Origin of the sequence: Brevibacillus porteri (assembly GCF_003013475.1) — a bacterium.
GTDB classification, from domain to species: domain Bacteria; phylum Bacillota; class Bacilli; order Brevibacillales; family Brevibacillaceae; genus Brevibacillus; species Brevibacillus porteri.
The window spans coordinates 246,373-263,732 of sequence record NZ_PXZO01000011.1 but is presented as its reverse complement, the minus strand read 5'-3'; the positions used below and the strand labels follow the sequence as shown (position 1 = coordinate 263,732).

Below are 17,360 nucleotides of genomic sequence, written 5' to 3'. Positions count from 1 at the left end.
GGCCCTTCGTCTTGTATGACGCCGGGCTCTGAAATGTCGCTGGTCAAATCCAGCATTCCCTCTTTTCACTTGATTACGAGTATTCCTTCGTAAACGGCCTGCGATGATGTTCTTTTGGATTTCCGAGGTGCCTTCATAAATCTTGGTAATTCTGGCGTCCCGGTAATAACGCTCGATCGGGTATTCTTTGATGTATCCGATCCCCCCATGTATTTGGACCGCTTTATCTGCCACACGGTTATAGACTTCGGAGGCAAACAGTTTCACCATTGCGGCTTCTTTGATTACATTTTTGCCTTGATCAACGAGCGATGCGACATGATACGTAAACGCCCGCAGTGTTTCGCAGTCCAGTGCTATTTCTGCCAAGTAGTGCTGGATAATTTGTTGTTCAAATATCGGCTTGTCAAATTGGATGCGCTCCATCGCATATTTCATGGACATATCCAGTAGTTTTTGGCAAGAACCGAGATTTCTGGCTGCCAATCCCGCCCGTCCATTCGCCAGAATTTTAAGAGCATTGGTATAGCCCATTCCCTCATGGCCAAGGACGTTTTCTACAGGCACTTCACAGTCTTCAAAGAATATCTCAGCCGAATGGGAGCCTCTTAAGCCCATCTTTTCTTCTATTTTTCCGATCTGGAAGCCTGGGAAATCTTTCTCGACTAAAAAGGAGGTGATCCCTTTTGCTCCCTTAGAAGGATCGGTGACAGCCATGACCGTGAAAATGCCAGCGATTGGAGCATTCGTGATGTAATGTTTGGAGCCATTCAAGATGAACTTGTCTGCTTTTCGTACAGCCCTTGTCTTTAAATTAGTCGCATTTGAACCTGCACTTGGTTCTGTTAAAGCAAAAGCGCCAATCATTTCACCGGTAGCCATGCGCGGCAAGTATTTTCGTTTTTGCTCCTCCGTGCCCATCTCGACAATCCCTACAGAACCGATGCCATTATGGCAACCAATGACGGTCGTTAATCCACTGCTTGTTTTCCCTACTTCTTCAAAAATGGCGCATTTTCCAAACATATCAATACCGAGTCCGCCGTATTGTTCGGGGATGCTCAGGCCAAACAATCCCACTTCTTTGCACATATCCAAGATTTGATCTGGTATATGATCTTCGCGTTCAATTTGATCAGCAACTGGGTCAACCTTCTCGCTGATAAAACTCCTCACAGCTTTGCGCAGCTCTTCTATTTCACAGCTGAATGTAACGCTCATGTCATCCGCTCCCCTTCTTACCGTGACGTCGGTTTACTACTTCACTTCGTCTGGTATGCGATTGGTGTAGAGGGTATTTTCCTCCACAAAGTCGTATAGCTTCTGTGCCATGCAATCTTTCCTGCCGGATTCGATTTCTTCCACAATGTGGGCAATTAGTCCGACGGCCCTCGCCGGGACTGCCGCATTTAGTGTGATTCGTTTGCCTTTTTTCGTGCTGAATTGCTCGTGAATTTCTTTCATGATAGCCGTATGGTTTCCGGCAAACCCTAGCTCCTCTGCCAATGCAAACAATTTTTCAGTGCGTGGAACCCTGTCATTTGCAATCCTTTTTCTTCACGTTCCTCCAGGATTCGTTTGGCGACCTCTTTTCTGTCGCAATCAGCACCGTACTTTTGCAACGCTTCTTGAAGCATTTGAGCCACGTATTCCATGGCTCCTAGATAGACTGAACCCGCCCCCAACAATCCGGCTGCGACTGCAGCTTGCACAGCTTCCGGTGCTCCCAGATAGGTCAAACGTGCGGAAATCGAGCTGGGCGTAAATCCATGTTCACATATGGCAACCATGCACGCATTCAACATTTCTGATTCATTCTGGGTAGGCTTCCGGTGTGCTGCTCCCAAAAATGCCATATCCGCCAACGTGATCTGTCCCATTAAATCTTCTGTCAAATCATAGGCATGAACATAAATCTTGTCTGATTTTGATACACCGATGATTGTCTGAAATTCCATTCTCTTTCCTCGCCTTCGTATGCATTGAGCTGGTTTACCTGCTTGACATATTAACAAGCAATTACCATGCCACCCTGTAAACTTTCTCTCCCAACAATAAAACCGCCCTTACTTGGCGGTTTCGTGTAAAGCATCGATTTTAGCCTGCTGATGTGGACTCTGCAAACTGACTGTTGTATAAATCAGCATAAAAGCCCTCTTGCTCCATCAACTCGTCATGTGTTCCTTGTTCAATGATCGTTCCCTTGTTCATGACGAGGATCAAGTCTGCATTTCTGATCGTAGACAGTCGATGGGCGATCACGAAGCTGGTACGTCCCTTCATCAGTTCATTCATCGCTTCCTGGATATGCACCTCGGTCCGTGTATCAACGCTGCTTGTTGCTTCATCCAAAATCAGAATTGTAGGATCTGCCAAAATAGCACGAGCGATGGTCAACAGCTGTTTTTGCCCTTGGGAGATATTGGAGGCCTCTTCATTTAACACCGTCTTGTATCCCTCTGGTAGCGTGCGAATAAAGTGATCGGCACGAGCCGCCTTCGCTGCGCGAATGATATCTATATCAGAGGTCTCAGGTTGTGCATAGGCCAAATTATCATGGATCGTTCCATTAAACAGCCACGTATCTTGCAGGACCATGCCGAACAGGGAGCGAAGTTCGCTTCGTTTCATGCATGTAATATCGACGTCATCAATCAGAATCGCTCCGCCATTGAGCTCATAAAAGCGCATCAGCAAATTAATCATGGTCGTCTTACCCGCACCTGTTGGGCCCACGATCGCAATCTTTTGTCCAGGTTTTACTACGAGATTGATGTCTTGCATCAGTAAATGCCCTTCTTTATAACCAAACTTGACATGCTGAAATTCCACTTTGCCTTTAGGCGCTGCGATCGTGACTGGTTGCGTGCTTTCAGGCACTTCCTCTTCTTCATCCAAAACCTCAAAGACCCGCTCCGCTGAGGCGATCGTCGACTGGATCAGGTTGGCGATGTTCGCGGTTTGCGCAATGGGCATCGTGAACTGACGAGTATATTGGATAAAGGCTTGGATATCCCCGATTTCAATGGAACCGTTCGTAGCGAGAATCCCGCCGACAATGCAGACGAGCACGTAGCCAATATTTCCGATGAAGCTCATTACCGGCATGATAATCCCTGATATAAATTGCGCCCTCCATCCGGCTTCGTACAGCTTGGCATTGATTTGATCAAATGTCTGCTGTGACTTCTTCTCATATCCAAACGCCTTTACAACCTGATGCCCCGTAAACATTTCTTCCACATGCCCATTCAATTCACCAAGGGAGCTCTGCTGTCCGATGAAATGCTTTTGTGATTTCGAGGCGATCTGTTTCGTAGCAATGGCACTGAGCGGCAACGTCAAAATTAGAATGAGAGTCAATAATGGGCTAATCGTCAGCATCATAATGATGACACCGATGATCGTTACGATGGAAGTGATGAGCTGTGTCAGGCTTTGCTGGAGCGTGTTGCTGATATTATCAATGTCGTTTGTGACACGGCTCAAAATATCCCCATGCATTTTCGAATCAAAGTATTTCAGCGGCAGGCGGTACAATTTCTCATTTACCTGCTCACGCATGTCATAGACGATCTTCTGCGATACCCCTGCCATCACGTATTGCTGCAAATAGCTGAACAGCGCACTAATGACATACAAGACGATTAATAGGAGCAGGATATTTGCAATATACCCAAAGTCAAATACGATTTCCTTAGGCTGTCCCTGCATGAGACCGATCATGCCGGAGAAAAGACTCGTTGTCGCCTTCCCCATCAGTTTGGGACTAACAATGGCGAAGATCGTACTCAAAACGGCAGCCAGAAACACGATGATCAGCTGTATACGGTGTGGCCGAAAGTAGCCGATCAAACGCTTGAGTGTACCTTTAAAGTCCTTTGCTTTTGCTCCTGGTATCACCATTCCCATCGGTCCACCCATGTGGCCGCCACCCTTTGGAGCTTGCTTACCTCCTCGCGGTTCACTCATGCGATCTCCTCCTCTGTCAGTTGGGATCGTACGATTTCTTGATAGACTTCACAGTTTTGCATGAGCTCTTGATGTGTACCCATACCCGCAATCGAGCCTTCATCCAGCACGATAATCTGGTCTGCGTCCATCACAGTACTAACCCGCTGAGCCACGATGATTAACGTGGATTGGTTCTTCTCGACCTCTTCTTTTAAAGCTGCTCGCAATAACGCATCTGTTTTGAAATCCAACGCAGAAAAGCTGTCATCAAACATATAGATGGCCGGTTGTCGGACAATTGCCCGCGCAATCGATAACCGTTGTTTTTGTCCACCGGACACGTTCGTACCGCCTTGGGAAATGTGTGCCTCGTATCCGCCCTTCATACTCGCAATAAAATCGCCTGCCTGCGCAATTATCGCGGCATGCTCGATTTCGGCGTCTGTCGCGTCCTCTTTACCGAAGCGAATATTGTCAGCGATCGAGCCTGAAAAGAGCAGCACTTTTTGTGGGACATAACCAATTTTTGCTCGCAATTGCTCTAGAGGCAGGTCACGTATATCAAGGCCGTCTACTCGTATGGCTCCGGAAGTCACATCGTAGAATCGCTCAACCAGATTGAGTATCGTCGATTTACCGGAGCCTGTCCCTCCGATAATCGCGGTGGTCTGCCCCGGACGAGCTGTAAAGGTGATCGAGGTCAATGCGGGATGTTCCGCACCAGGATAAGAAAATGTCACATCCTGAAACTCCACCGTGCCTGGCGTTGTCGTTTTCGTTTGCGTCACAGGCTCAGAGCGATCATAAATGGTCGAATGTAAATCCAACACTTCATTAATTCGGATAGCGGATGCAGAAGCACGCGGAACCATGACGAAGATCATGGACAGCATAACCAATGAGAACATAATCTGCGTCGCATATTGGATGAACGCCATGAGATCACCAACTTGCAGATCCATATTACTGACACGAATGCCACCAAACCAAAGAATGGCAACGGCAGACAAGTTAAAAGTCAGCATCATAATCGGCATCAAGGCTGCCATGATTCGATTCACGTTAATCGCTGTCTGTGTCAAATCAGAATTCGCCTCGTTAAAACGCCTTTTCTCCAAATCTATACGGTTAAACGAGCGAATCACACGAATTCCCGTCAAGCCTTCCCTCACGACCAAATTCAGCTTATCCAGCTTCTTTTGCATGGCTTTAAAAAGAGGCATCCCCTTGCGTGCGATCAGGAAAATAGCTAAAGCTAGAATGGGAACAACTACTGCAAGAACAAGCGTCAGCTTGGCATCCTTGGATGAAGCCATAATAATTCCACCGATACACATCATGGGAGCAGCCACCATGATACGCAAAATCATGATCAAAACCTGCTGGACTTGATTGATATCGTTCGTTGTCCTCGTAATGAGCGAGGCTGTACCAATTTGGTCGATCTCCTGCAGGGAATAGTGTTCTACTTGGTTAAACACCTTGGCACGCAGCTCACGACCAAAGCTCATGGCAACCTTGGATGAGAAGTAACTGGCTCCGATGGCACATAAGCCCCCACCAGCAGCGACGAGCAGCATAAAACCGCCAACCTTCCAAATAAAGAAGGTGTCGCCATGCACAATCCCGACATCAACGATATCCGCCATTAATGTTGGTAAGTACAGATCGGATAACGATTGGACGAATACAAGCACCAATATCGCTGTGATCGGCCATTTGTAGGACGTCAAGTATCGAAACAGCCTCATCATACGGATACACGCTCCCTTTCCTGCCTCTTCCATACTACAATTCCAATCGCCTTACGGTTGTATGCATGTATTTGCGAAGTACGCTTGATTGCTGCCTGCACTTACCATAGGGACTACCGAAGGAGCGCTCACATCTGGATTTGCCCATGCGCTTTTCCACTGGTTCTTTTTTTGTATCCCACTCAACGAAAAAAACGACCCTTTATCAGAATCGTTTCGTAGTTTGTTCTTATGAATGGTACTACATCGTTCTTTTTAGCCCACTTCCTTTTTTGAGTTCGGAAGGGGGAAAACCAAATCTGTCCTTGAACACTTTTGAAAAATGTGCAGCGTTTTCGAATCCAGTGGAGAAACAAACATCTGTAACGGATAATGACGTATTTGTAAGAAGTTCTTTGGCTTTGTCTAGCCTGCGGTTACGAATCCATTTTATTGGGGATGTATTGTACATAACTTGAAAATCCCGTTTGAACGTCGACAAGCTTCGTCCAGATAAATAGGCCAAATCGTGAAGAGAAACGGGATTCATCAGGTTTTCCTCTACTACCTTGTCAATGTTATTCCATTCTTTTCTCTTAGGTTGCAAGAGCTGGGATGAGATCTGTTCATTTGCATCAATCACATGAAACAACAGTTCCATTACTTTCACCTTAACAAGACCCTCTACGATTTCATCTGGATTATCAAAATAGGGCTCTAATGATTCGACGTATTCCAAAATACACGTATTAACCGGATTCACCGATACTGGTACTGGTGACTCAGGGTAAGTGGGCTTTATATCGCCTAATTTGATGAAATCATCCAGTATCTCTTCTTTTAGGAAAAACATCAAACCATTCAATCCGTCCCCTGAATCCAGCTCGCCCGATTTTTCAAATTCGATTGCAATTGATTTCTGCAGGAACATCATTTCATTACTGCGGACCTTGTGTACTTGATCACCGTACCGAATCGTGTACACTCCCTGAAGAACAATTAACAAAAGATGATCCTTTAGAAACATCGTCCCTTTTGTGGCTTCTGCGTCAAAGCAGAAGTCGATCACAGATATCCCTTTCATTTTTAGACTTCCAATTTTAAATTCTGTTTTCGTTAACCCTTGCGGCGCCTTGATTATCCTAGTGGTTCCTACAGACAAAAATAGTCGCCTCCTTCCCCTTCCGATCAGAACGACAAACCCGCTGCCTTGCACGGAAGTAAGATTAGACGGGTTTGTCTTTTTCTGACGTGATCGGCTTTTAAGTACTGGGTTTAGGTATGACGGTGGAACAGTTTCGCAATCACTTTCCATTCGCCGTTTATTTTCAGCAATTGCAGAAAGTCAGAGTATACCGCGCCATCTGAACTTTCTAAAACGACACGAACGCAAGCGGCCGTGCCTTCAATATCAAGGATATCCACTTTTGCTTGAAGATTTTGTGCAGGACCAGCTTGATCCACATAATCATATAAATATTGAATAGATCCTTCCACCAAACCAATAGTTTCGTATCCATACATAATCGCATCTTTATGGAAGCTTGGTTTCATGACTTCGCTTTTCCCAGTGGCGATTCCTTCCACATACTTATTCATCACTTCCAGAATTTCCTCGTAATCTTTGATGGGTGCTCTGCTCATCTGGTAATCCTCCTCAATTGATTTTCCAGTATGAAGGGAACGTTTTATCGACATTCCCTTCATGCATCAAGAATATCAGGGGATTACGATCAATACTTTGCTAATAAGCTCAATGAATTTGTTTATTTAGCTCAAAAATGGAGTGGTGAATGGTAACTGGTCTTGGAGCACGAACACAACAGGCAGCTTCTATTTACAGAAGCTGCCTGTTATAAAATAGCGATCAGCTCAATGTTGTTAATGCTTCTCGCGTAAATGGTTGAAGTTCTTCGGTATTCCCGTTACGAATTTTTGATACCCAAGCCGGATCACTCAGTAGCGCACGTCCAACTGCCACAAGATCAAACTCTTCTTGCTCAATACGCTCAATCAGATTATCGATGTTAGCGGGCTGACTACCCTTGCCTTCGGTGAATAGACTCAGGAACTCAGAGTCCAATCCAACAGATCCAACGGTGATCGTTGGTTTTCCCGTCAGTTTACGAGTCCAGCCTGCCAGGTTTAGTTCAGAGCCTTCAAACTCCGGCTCCCAGAAGCGTCGGGTGGAAGCATGGAAGATATCCACACCGGCTTCGGACAGAGGTGTAAGGAAAAGCTTCAATTCCTCAGGCGACTTTGCCAGTTTGGATTGATAATCGCTCGGTTTCCATTGGGAGAATCGAAAAATAATCGGGAAGTCTGGACCGACTGCGTCCCGCACAGCCTTAATCACCTCTACAGCAAATTTGGTGCGGCCTACGAGATCACCGCCATATTCATCTGTACGCTTGTTGGTGACTTCCCAGAAGAACTGGTCAATCAGGTAGCCATGTGCCCCGTGAATTTCCACTGCGTCAAAACCAATTTTCTTAGCTTGAGAAGCGGCTTGTGCGTAAGCCCGAATGAGATCGTTGATTTCTTCGATGCTGAGTGGTTCTGATACCTTTTCACCAGTAAGACTTAGACCAGAAGGACCGATTGGTTCGGCATCTGATTCTGGGAATTTCTCTTTTTGGCGAGCCATGCCGGTATGCCAAATCTGCGGAGCAATTTTTCCGCCCGCCTCATGTACTTCTCGAACAACGCGTGCCCATCCGTCGAGTGCTTCCTCTCCATAGAAATGGGGAACATTCTGGTCTGCACCCGCAGCTGGATGCTCGATTAGCGTTCCTTCGGTGATGATTAAGCCCACCTCGTTACCTGCGCGGCGACGATAATAGTCAGCTACATTGGGCCCTGGAATCCCTTTCGGTGAAAAACTGCGGGTCATGGGTGCCATAACAAACCGATTTTCAAGTTTCAGTCCTTTGTATTCAAACGGGGTGAATAACGCTGTTACCGATTTTGATGAATTCATGTGATTCCCTCTTTCTTTTCACTATTTTTTCATACTAATTTTTCCTTATCACTCTTGAGCAATAGATGTAACATCACATTATATTAGGATTTGTTAACTCTAAACCTTTGAAACCCCCACTCCTTTACTGATTTTTGTGAGTAGAGCTTTCTATTGTTTTAAATGCATGCGCACGCATATAATTTACCATCATCCTTTTTCACCTGTCAACCGATAAGTGTAACGGCGATCCCTATAACTAATGGGAGATTAGTTTAAGATCAAACGGAGAACTGTATCTCAAATGAGGGCAAGTTTATTTGTTGAAACGTAAAGAAGACAATTCAAACTGATTCTGAAAGATGATATCTTGAATACAGATTATGCCGAGAGCGAGTGATCTTTGATGCTAATTAAATTGTACAGGGAAAGGGTGAGTGATCAATAGAGGAGGTAAGCATTTGTACAACCATTTAGAACTAATGAGCATTCAAGCAAGAGTACTCTATATTCATGATCATGCTGGACGTATCACAACGATTAATGAGCCAACGAACCAGCCTGCTCCTCGATTTTTTTGGGGACAGACCGTTGCTGGCAGTATTGTAAGATTTCACAGCGACGTACCAAATCGCATAATCCATGACATCATACAATTCCTGAATCAGGGTGATTCAACCGAGCAACTGCCTAATGTTATTCACGCGTTGGAGAAAGACAGAGAAATTAGAGGTTTATGGATGGGGCCGGCTTTTACATTTCATGAAACCGTAAAGGGTTACACAGACGCCACCTTGGTCACTGAAGAGAATAAATACTGCTTGGAACCAGGGTTTCCTACTCTTTTATCGGAACTGAAGTTTCGAGGACCTTGTTTTATGGTGACGGAAAACAACATGGCCGTATCTGTCTGTTTTAGCGCAAGAAGTAACGATAAGGCTGCAGAGGCCGGAGTCGAGACATTGAAAGATTATAGAGGAAAAGGATATGCGATGCACGTAACGTCCTCATGGGCCCAAGCGATAAGACGGTCTCAAAGGATTCCTTTATATAGTACATCATGGGATAATTATTCTTCGCTGTCTATTGCAAAACGCCTGCGTCTTCACTTTTATGGAACGGATATTTCAATCTACTAAGGTTTACATCAAAATGAAAGGCCATTCCGGAAAGGATGGCCTTAAAACTTACCGTTTCAGACAGCGTGGTGAAACGTATCACATGTTAAAGCAACGAGTACCTTAGTTGAATAACAGGCTGAAACAGCCGCGGCAGTCTAAGACTTTACTTTCATCAGACATATACAAAAAAAGCCGCTATTCCCGTTAGTTAGGAAATGGTGGCTTTTTGCAATTACTTCTTTTGCACTAGCAATTGTAATGCTTCATCAAATTTTCCATCTGAAAAAGCAGATTGGAGAATTTCATTCATCGTCACGAGGTATCTCTGGAGTTTTTCTTCACCTAATTCGGTCAACTGAGTATAAACGCCTCTACGGTCGTCTTCACATACATTCCTCTGTAAAGCTCTACAGTTTTTTGCCTCAAGTCTTCCAACCAGCCTTGATATCGCACTTTGACTTAATCCAACCCGTTCCTGTAATTGTTGTAACCTCAGTGTTTTATTACTTTCTCTCGATAAAAAGTAAAGGACGTAAAACTCTTTTAAAGAAAGATTGTAATTTTCTCGTAAATCTTTTTCAAGCATATTGGAAATACTTTCAGTAATGTGAGTAAGAGCCAACCAATCGTTTATAAGTTCATGATTAGGGTCGGTTTTCATAGTAAATTCCACCTGTTCTCGACTATATATCATGTTAATCCGTTTCATTATAATACAGAAAGGTATCACGCTCCAAACTCTCGTCACGAATACTTCTTTTGTTCGATTCAATCGGACTGGAAGCCAAAACAAAAAAGCCCTCACTTTCCGTGAGGGCTGTGAAAAATGAAAGCGAAATTTAGACTCGTTTAACTCGTTCAAGTGTCGCCAATAGCTGAAGCTGCTTCTTATTGGTCTTCGATTTCTCCATCACGATCTGTTACCGCAAAGTTGTAATTAATAGAGCGTGTAAATGGTTCGCCGTCCTCATTGATGCCAGTTACGTCAAAGGATAGATTATAAACACCTGGTTTAGTCGGCACATTAAAATTGCCAGTAAGCTCATCTTCTTTTATGGCAAACTTTACTTCATCAAGGACGCTTGCTTTTTCGCCGTTCAGTGAACGTGTCAGGTTTGCTTTTTCCAGTAGCGATTGATCAATTTCGTTTTTACCCAAGTCGACGGAAATCTTCGCCTTGTCACCTTTCTTGAATACCTTTTTGCTCGCTTTTACTTTCGCTTCTTCTCCGCCATTCACGGAACCCACCATGAAAAAGGCATCGTCAGAGCCCTCAACTTCAAGTGTCCATTCGCCTGCTTCAGGCTCCTCTACTTCAATGAAGTGATGAACAGCATCTTGGAATATCTCGGATTCATCCTCCGATTCGCTTTTTTCAGTGTTGTCCGCTTCATACTTTTTGCCAGACGGACTGATCAGGGTCACGACAGTGTCTTCCGACGAAGTCATCGTATCTACTTTGAACTGATCGATTCCGCTCTCCAGGAAAAATGTTTCCGAGACGTTGTCTTCCACTTCGCCACCACGGAGAATGACGGAGCTCTCTTCCAAAGTGCTTGATTTTGACTTGTCTTCGCTTACTTTATTTGCACGTATAGAAGCCTTTTGCAATTTCGGTTCGACCAGATCCCATGTTTGCGAGGCTTTCGCGATTTGACCGTGGGAAATATCTTTTGTAAAGCTCTTGATCCCATAAGTCAAACCGAAGGCAGAATCAACGGAAACAGCGCCATCATCTTCACCGGGAAGAACCGCATGACCAAACCAGGTAGGACTAAACATGCCATCATCCCCTGTTCCGGCAGCCATGTATGTCTTGGTTGAACGAATTTCGGTACGGTTGTCAGTCTGGGAACGGAAGTTGGCCATGTATGACGTTTGCAGGGAATACACCGCATCGTCTTTTTTGCCAAGAATATCAGCAAGCCATCCTGCCCAATTACTGTAAGCTAAGTCAGCCAATTCTGAACCTTTGTTTGGCGTGGAAAGCTGGTGAACAACATTGACATACGGATGCGCGCCATAGTGGACGAGCGCTGCCTGTGTATCTATGCCACCTTTGGAATGTGCAATGATATTGATTTTGGAGACACCATAATAATCTGCGACCTTTTTAATAACTTCGGCGAGCTTGGCTCCGTTTGTCCACATGTTGCCACCAGTACCATCCGCGTCCTTCAACTGCACAAATGCGGTACGATACCCGGCGTTATAGGCTGCATCATAATATCCGTCTGTTGTATACCAGGTTTTGTAGGTGGAGTGCAGACCTTGGACAAACAAGATCACGGGCTTGTCTTTGGATGCATTGGGAGGAACCGCACCAGTGTACCAGTCACCAAAATGACCACTTGGGTTGTCGTCATGCAGAGCCGGAGGTGGAGCCGTTGCGCTTGCCGCTTGCGGGTAGACCAGCGCCGTTGATAATGTAACGGCCGCCAGCAAACGAGATAGTGCTTTCTGATTCATAAAAAGAACACCAACCTTCACCTTAGGATTTATTGTTGCCGTGCACAATCGTTAGAATTGTGCACGGATTGCAACTGCCCGGTCTACATTCAATGTGTCTTGAATGATCGCTAGGATCGGATTCATTTGGTGATGAATAAAGAAATGCCCACCAGGCATTGGAAAGAATTTGCATTCTCGCCCGCAATAGTCTCGCCACGCCACAATATCTTGGATTTCAATAGAATCTTCTTTCCCAAACAAAACCGTCATGTTGACAGGGATTTGCTGAGGAAGCTCGTTATTCATTTCGTAAGTTTGCACGGCTTGGAAATCAGCGCGAATCGTTGGCAAAAATAGCTCCAAGAGCTCTTGATTATCCAAAACTTCATCGGGTGTGCCACCAAGTGTTCGTAGTGATCCGATGAACTCGTTATGCGGCAGGTGGTATGTTTTCGCCAGTTTGTGATACGCATGTGGCACGCGGGATGCAGACAAGAACAAGTGCTGGGGCAGTGGCTTTCCATTCTGCAACAGCTTTCGTGTCAGTTCAAACGCGATTAATCCACCCATGCTGTGACCAAAAAAGGCAAAAGGTTCTTCCCCCAGCTCTGGTGTGATCCGTTTGTATACATCCTCCAAGACCTCATAAAATGAGGTGAAAAGAACCATGCTATCACTCTGAAATGAAGGCCGTACTTCGAATGGATCAATTTCCAATAACGCTGGCGACAATACCCGTCTCCAACTGTAATAAATGCTGGGAAGTCCACCTGCGTACGGAAAGCAGAACAATTTCATCTCTTTCCCCGCCCTTTCTTTATTACGTAATTACCTCGATATCTTTCTATGAAAAATGGACTGATACAAATCTTGTAAATCCTTCATGACGACTTGAGTAGCAAACTGATTGGTAGTCGCGCATACTGACAATTTATAGCCTGGATCGATCTCATACTGATGAAATGCCCAAGCATCGCGCGAATCATTTTGCGATATCGTAATCGATTGGTCTAGTTTTTTTCTAATGGCGAATGATTGTAGTGGAATAGACAGTCCCATGCCTCTTGCTTTGATATAGCTCTCCTTCAAGGTCCAAAGGTCGAAGAAATACGGAAGCTGTTCATCCGGATGTTTTGCCAAGAGATCTTCTACTTCGGCTGGTGCAAAATAATGAGTGGCAATATCCAAGTCAATCGGACATATTTGCTCCACATCAATCCCCACTTGCGAATCATGCGTGGCACAGACCACCCATTCTCCGGAATGTGAGACGTTAAAGCAGAAGTTGGGAAATGATTTCAAAAAAGGTTTTCCGTATGCATTGTAGTCATACTCGATTTCATCATTGGAAATCGAGTATGCTTCACAAATGAGAGAGCGTACGAGCATGTCCGCGAGCAACGCCCGATAGGAATCAGCCGGATTTCTGAAACGGTTGATCCGTTCCCTCTTCTCTTCGGGTAGTGCTTGCAAAAATCGGTTGAATAACTCTTTCTCCATGACAGCTGGACATTTCAAAGTGTAAATGGCAATCACGTAGCACTCACTCTTCTTTCTGTCAGTTCAAGGCCACTAACTTGTTCTGCTCGATCCTTTCTTTGCTGCACTTCATACAATTTGGCATACGTGCCGTTTTGCTCCATTAACTCTACATGGCGCCCTTGCTCGATGACTTTTCCTTGATCCATCACGTAAATCACATCGGCATACTCTACAGTCGACAGGCGATGAGCGATGACAAGTACCGTTTTATCTTTCATAAGTGCGGTTAATGCTTGCTGCACCCAATATTCCGATTCTGCATCCAAAGCGGAGGTTGCTTCATCCAGTAGAAGAATCGGCGCATTTTTTAGGATGGCCCTGGCAATGGCAATTCGCTGACGCTGTCCGCCAGATAGCTTGGCACCGCGTTCTCCTGTTTTTGTCTGGTAACCATCTGACAGTTCCATAATAAAATCATGCGCATACGCTGCTTTGCTTGCTTTGATGACATCCTCTTCCGAAGCATCCAGGCAGCCGTAACGGATATTGTCTTCGATGGTTCCTTCGAACAAAAAGGCATCCTGAGGCACGTACGAGATCAAGCTTCTAATTTCTGCAAGAGAATAGGCTCCCATGGGCTTACCCAGTAAATAAAGAGAGCCGCTCGCAGGTGGGTAATACCCCAACAGAAGTTTCATGACGGTGCTTTTTCCACTTCCACTCGTTCCGACTAGCCCAGCCATTTGTCCTTGCTCGACTCGCAACGAAACACCATCCAGCACGTTTGTAGCTTCGGTGTATCCGAAAACGACCTGCTCCAACTTCAGCATACTTTCGCATGGCTGGTATTTGTCGGAGCTCTTCTGATACTCTTCTGGTTCGAGAGGTTCATTCAGAAAATCGACGACCCGAGAAGCGCCTGCTAGCGAGCTCTGTAACGCTGTGATGACTTGGCCAAGCTGGAGAAATGCCAGTGTCACAAGCATCTGTTGCTGAACCAAAGCGACCAGCACACCCAACCCAATCATTTGTTTAGATACCATCATGATGCCAAAAACAAGCATTCCCCCGAAGCTTAAGAATTGGATGAAAAAATTGGTCCCTTCCAATAATCCGTGTTTATGCCCTTGCTTGATCGCAGACGAAGCTACTTCTTCGTTTGCTTCCATGTAACGTGCGGTGACAACGTTATGTAAATGGAACATTTTAATGATGGGCAACCCTGACAAAAAATCGTTTAATCTTTCTGTCCCCATTCCCATCTGCTTCTGCATTCGGTCTCCAATGCGCCGGACTGACTTGGCAAACAGCGTATTCACATAAAGAGTCAATGCGCTTACAAGCAACAGGACGACGGCAATTTTCCAATCCATCGCAAACATCCCGATGATCGAGCCGATCAGTGACAGCAGGATGATGCTTAACGTTTTCAATTGCTCAGCATACGCGTTTTCCATGAGGACAACATCGTTGCCCAGCCTCGACATCGTATCTCCCGAATGGTGCTGCTCATAATAATCGAAAGGCAGCTTGCTCAAACGTTGATAGACATGAAGCCGAATGTTGGCAATGAGCTCGCGGACGCATCGTCGATAGATGTAGCTAAAAAATGGAGAAAATATGCTCAGCAAGAGGAACATCAGAGCCATGGTGGCAATCGCTCTCGTTAATAAAGCAGGGTCTTTTGTGTTCGCAAAATCCGTCAGATCCTTGAACACGAAAGGTAAAGATATCAATACAGCTGCTTGACCGATTCCGTCACCCACGAGTCCCAAAATATACGCTCGCTTTTTCGATTTCATAAACGACAGCAGTTGAAGTAGTTCCCGCATCAAATTCTGGATGAACATGCCTATACCCCCCCTGCAGCCAGCGTGCTGTGCATCTCTGTGGCAAACTGTTTTTGATACAATCTGGTGTAAACGCCGCCTTGTGCAAGCAAATCGTAGTGTGTACCTCGTTCTACAATTTGTCCTTGCTCCAAAACAAGCACTTCATCCGCGTCTTTTATCGTAGACAGTCGATGAGCAATGACGAGAACACTCCGATTTTCCATCACATTTTCCAACGCTTCCTGGACCAAAGCTTCCGATTCTGTATCTAAGGCAGACGTTGGTTCATCCAGCAGAAGAATCGGGGCGTCCTTCAAAATCGCTCGGGCAATCGCGATACGCTGTTTCTGTCCTCCGGATAAACGAGAGCCTCGTTCTCCCACTTTTGTTTGATATCCTTGCGGCAGCTCCATGATGAAGTCATGCGCATTGGCCGCTTTTGCCGCTGCAATGATCTCGTCTTGTGTCGCCTGAATGCGTCCATACGAGATATTTTCTGCAATAGACACGGGGAATAGCGTCGTATCCTGAGAAACCATGGAAAGATAGCTCCGCATGTCCGTCATATTCCAATCAGTCATGGAATGCCCGAAAACATTCAGTCTTCCGTTGCCCGGCTCCATTGGATAAAACCCGCACAGCAATTTCATGATGGTACTCTTTCCACTCCCGCTGGCACCTACTAACGCAACGATCTTGCTCGGATGTAACGTAAAGCTAACGTTATCAAGAATCCTTGCCTGATCGTAGGCAAACGTAACGTTTTCAAACTGTACAGGAATCGCCTCTGGATCAACAGGAATTGCAGGCTGATCATTTTGTTCGACTGGCTGTGTAAAAATTTCTTGCAGTCGCTTTGCCGCACCTGATGTTTCTTGTACTTGGGCAAACAAAACGGGTGCGAGTGAAAGTGGTTCGATAATAAAGTGAAGCAAATAGCTGAAGATGACCAAGCTGCCCAGATCCAATTCTCCCGCCTGAATCAAGTACCCACCATAAGCGACAAAAAACAGGATTGGGGAAGAAAACAATAAAATCCCTGGTGCTGTCATCCACGCGCGTTTTTTCTCTGCCTGGAACGCATTTTTCAATACGTGCTTCATACCCGCATGGTATTTACGATACAGAACGCCTTCCAATTGAAAAGCTTTGACCATGTGAATCCCGGAAAGCGTATCCTGAGCGATGGCGTTCGTTTGACCCAGATGGTCCTGCATTTGCTCCGAATATTTTTGAAGCGGTCTGCTCATCCACCCTGTGATAGCGATGGCGACGGGAAGGATTGCGACGCTGAAGATGATTAACTTCCAATTGATCGCCAACAACAATCCAAGAGCTCCCACAAAAACAACTGGCAAATAAAAAAGCTGGAAAAAATGCTTTTGCAAAAAGCTTTGCAAGATTTGGGCGTCTGTTGTTAAGCGAGAAACGAGATCGCCGGAATGATATTTATCCATAGTGGACATGGGAACTTTTTCGAGATGAGAAGCCATGCTGTTTTTCAAATCTCTCATGGCTCTTGAACTGAATCTAGCTGCCGAATACGTGATGAAATATTTTGAGAGAAAACCGACGATGGTCAGACAAAAAATGATGAGAGCAATACTGACCAGCTTGTCGAAGTTGTTCGTATGTTCGACCATGGTTTTGATCAGGATTCCCATCCAAATGTTTGCCACAGCCACAAGAAGCGAGGCAATGATACAGATTATGACCCAACCTCGATAAGGCTTTACATATGAGAGTACCCAGCCAAACACGGGCGCTTTCTTTCTGTGCTGAGCTTGCTTGGTAAAAATCATGTGCTGCTCCTCTCCAAGGATGTAAT

At 45.4% G+C, this 17,360-nt stretch carries 14 protein-coding genes and 1 pseudogene; 1 reads left to right on the top strand and 14 read right to left on the bottom strand.

Annotated features, from left to right (window positions below; all coding sequences use genetic code 11):
• Positions 1 to 84: 84 nt before the first annotated feature.
• The 8 genes and pseudogenes from C7R92_RS09090 to C7R92_RS09060 all read right to left on the bottom strand — a co-directional run.
• A pseudogene (locus tag C7R92_RS09090) lies at positions 85 to 1,221 on the bottom strand (acyl-CoA dehydrogenase family protein); the annotation flags it as partial.
• Positions 1,222 to 1,257: 36 nt separating this feature from the next.
• The gene (locus C7R92_RS32790; RefSeq protein ID WP_244195703.1) at positions 1,258 to 1,464 is read right to left on the bottom strand and encodes a citrate synthase family protein; all 207 of its coding nucleotides are present in this window, start codon (positions 1,462 to 1,464) and stop codon (positions 1,258 to 1,260) included.
• Positions 1,465 to 1,490: 26 nt separating this feature from the next.
• Positions 1,491 to 1,958, bottom strand: a complete 468-nt coding sequence (locus C7R92_RS09085) for a citrate/2-methylcitrate synthase (RefSeq protein ID WP_244195702.1) — start codon at positions 1,956 to 1,958, stop codon at positions 1,491 to 1,493.
• Between the two features lie 139 nt (positions 1,959 to 2,097).
• Positions 2,098 to 3,972 (bottom strand): ABC transporter ATP-binding protein, encoded by a 1,875-nt coding sequence (locus tag C7R92_RS09080; RefSeq protein ID WP_106833998.1) that lies wholly within the window; start codon positions 3,970 to 3,972, stop codon positions 2,098 to 2,100.
• Positions 3,969 to 5,708, bottom strand: a complete 1,740-nt coding sequence (locus C7R92_RS09075; protein WP_106834020.1) for an ABC transporter ATP-binding protein — start codon at positions 5,706 to 5,708, stop codon at positions 3,969 to 3,971. Before C7R92_RS09075 ends, C7R92_RS09080 begins: the two co-directional genes overlap by 4 nt.
• A 241-nt stretch (positions 5,709 to 5,949) precedes the next feature.
• The gene (locus C7R92_RS09070; protein WP_244195701.1) at positions 5,950 to 6,771 is read right to left on the bottom strand and encodes a helix-turn-helix domain-containing protein; all 822 of its coding nucleotides are present in this window, start codon (positions 6,769 to 6,771) and stop codon (positions 5,950 to 5,952) included.
• A 191-nt stretch (positions 6,772 to 6,962) separates the two neighbouring features.
• Positions 6,963 to 7,331 (bottom strand): nuclear transport factor 2 family protein, encoded by a 369-nt coding sequence (locus C7R92_RS09065; RefSeq protein WP_106833996.1) that lies wholly within the window; start codon positions 7,329 to 7,331, stop codon positions 6,963 to 6,965.
• Positions 7,332 to 7,554: 223 nt separating this feature from the next.
• Positions 7,555 to 8,667, bottom strand: coding sequence for an NADH:flavin oxidoreductase (locus C7R92_RS09060; protein ID WP_106833995.1), 1,113 nt, complete (start codon positions 8,665 to 8,667; stop codon positions 7,555 to 7,557).
• Positions 8,668 to 9,107: 440 nt separating this feature from the next.
• Between C7R92_RS09060 and C7R92_RS09055 the strand changes: the two genes are divergently transcribed.
• Positions 9,108 to 9,785: a GNAT family N-acetyltransferase gene (locus C7R92_RS09055; RefSeq protein WP_106833994.1), complete on the top strand. Its 678-nt coding sequence runs from the start codon at positions 9,108 to 9,110 to the stop codon at positions 9,783 to 9,785.
• Positions 9,786 to 9,999: 214 nt separating this feature from the next.
• Here C7R92_RS09055 and C7R92_RS09050 read toward each other — a convergent pair whose 3' ends face one another.
• The 6 genes from C7R92_RS09050 to C7R92_RS09025 form a co-directional block, all read right to left on the bottom strand.
• Positions 10,000 to 10,428, bottom strand: coding sequence for a MarR family winged helix-turn-helix transcriptional regulator (locus C7R92_RS09050; RefSeq protein WP_106833993.1), 429 nt, complete (start codon positions 10,426 to 10,428; stop codon positions 10,000 to 10,002).
• A gap of 227 nt (positions 10,429 to 10,655) precedes the next feature.
• The gene (locus C7R92_RS09045) at positions 10,656 to 12,236 is read right to left on the bottom strand and encodes a proprotein convertase P-domain-containing protein (protein ID WP_069845042.1); all 1,581 of its coding nucleotides are present in this window, start codon (positions 12,234 to 12,236) and stop codon (positions 10,656 to 10,658) included.
• A gap of 51 nt (positions 12,237 to 12,287) precedes the next feature.
• On the bottom strand, positions 12,288 to 13,016 hold the full coding sequence (locus tag C7R92_RS09040) for a thioesterase II family protein (protein WP_106833992.1): 729 nt from the start codon (positions 13,014 to 13,016) through the stop codon (positions 12,288 to 12,290).
• Positions 13,017 to 13,046: 30 nt separating this feature from the next.
• Positions 13,047 to 13,754, bottom strand: coding sequence for a 4'-phosphopantetheinyl transferase family protein (locus C7R92_RS09035; RefSeq protein ID WP_106833991.1), 708 nt, complete (start codon positions 13,752 to 13,754; stop codon positions 13,047 to 13,049).
• A complete protein-coding gene (locus C7R92_RS09030) occupies positions 13,751 to 15,550 on the bottom strand; it encodes an ABC transporter ATP-binding protein (protein WP_106833990.1) in 1,800 nt (599 codons plus the stop codon). The genes C7R92_RS09035 and C7R92_RS09030 overlap by 4 nt, the downstream gene beginning before the upstream one ends.
• Before the next feature lie 2 nt (positions 15,551 to 15,552).
• Positions 15,553 to 17,334 (bottom strand): ABC transporter ATP-binding protein, encoded by a 1,782-nt coding sequence (locus tag C7R92_RS09025; protein WP_106833989.1) that lies wholly within the window; start codon positions 17,332 to 17,334, stop codon positions 15,553 to 15,555.
• Positions 17,335 to 17,360: the final 26 nt, after the last annotated feature.

Excerpts from the sequence above, each read along its gene's own strand:
- C7R92_RS32790 (WP_244195703.1), bottom strand. The coding sequence starts at position 1,464 with ATGAAAGAAATTCACGAGCAATTCAGCACGAAAAAAGGCAAACGAATC.
- C7R92_RS09085 (WP_244195702.1), bottom strand. The coding sequence starts at position 1,958 with ATGGAATTTCAGACAATCATCGGTGTATCAAAATCAGACAAGATTTAT.
- C7R92_RS09080 (WP_106833998.1), bottom strand. The coding sequence starts at position 3,972 with ATGAGTGAACCGCGAGGAGGTAAGCAAGCTCCAAAGGGTGGCGGCCAC.
- C7R92_RS09075 (WP_106834020.1), bottom strand. The coding sequence starts at position 5,708 with ATGATGAGGCTGTTTCGATACTTGACGTCCTACAAATGGCCGATCACA.
- C7R92_RS09070 (WP_244195701.1), bottom strand. The coding sequence starts at position 6,771 with ATGAAAGGGATATCTGTGATCGACTTCTGCTTTGACGCAGAAGCCACA.
- C7R92_RS09065 (WP_106833996.1), bottom strand. The coding sequence starts at position 7,331 with ATGAGCAGAGCACCCATCAAAGATTACGAGGAAATTCTGGAAGTGATG.
- C7R92_RS09060 (WP_106833995.1), bottom strand. The coding sequence starts at position 8,667 with ATGAATTCATCAAAATCGGTAACAGCGTTATTCACCCCGTTTGAATAC.
- C7R92_RS09050 (WP_106833993.1), bottom strand. The coding sequence starts at position 10,428 with ATGAAAACCGACCCTAATCATGAACTTATAAACGATTGGTTGGCTCTT.
- C7R92_RS09045 (WP_069845042.1), bottom strand. The coding sequence starts at position 12,236 with ATGAATCAGAAAGCACTATCTCGTTTGCTGGCGGCCGTTACATTATCA.
- C7R92_RS09040 (WP_106833992.1), bottom strand. The coding sequence starts at position 13,016 with ATGAAATTGTTCTGCTTTCCGTACGCAGGTGGACTTCCCAGCATTTAT.
- C7R92_RS09030 (WP_106833990.1), bottom strand. The coding sequence starts at position 15,550 with ATGTTCATCCAGAATTTGATGCGGGAACTACTTCAACTGCTGTCGTTT.
- C7R92_RS09025 (WP_106833989.1), bottom strand. The coding sequence starts at position 17,334 with ATGATTTTTACCAAGCAAGCTCAGCACAGAAAGAAAGCGCCCGTGTTT.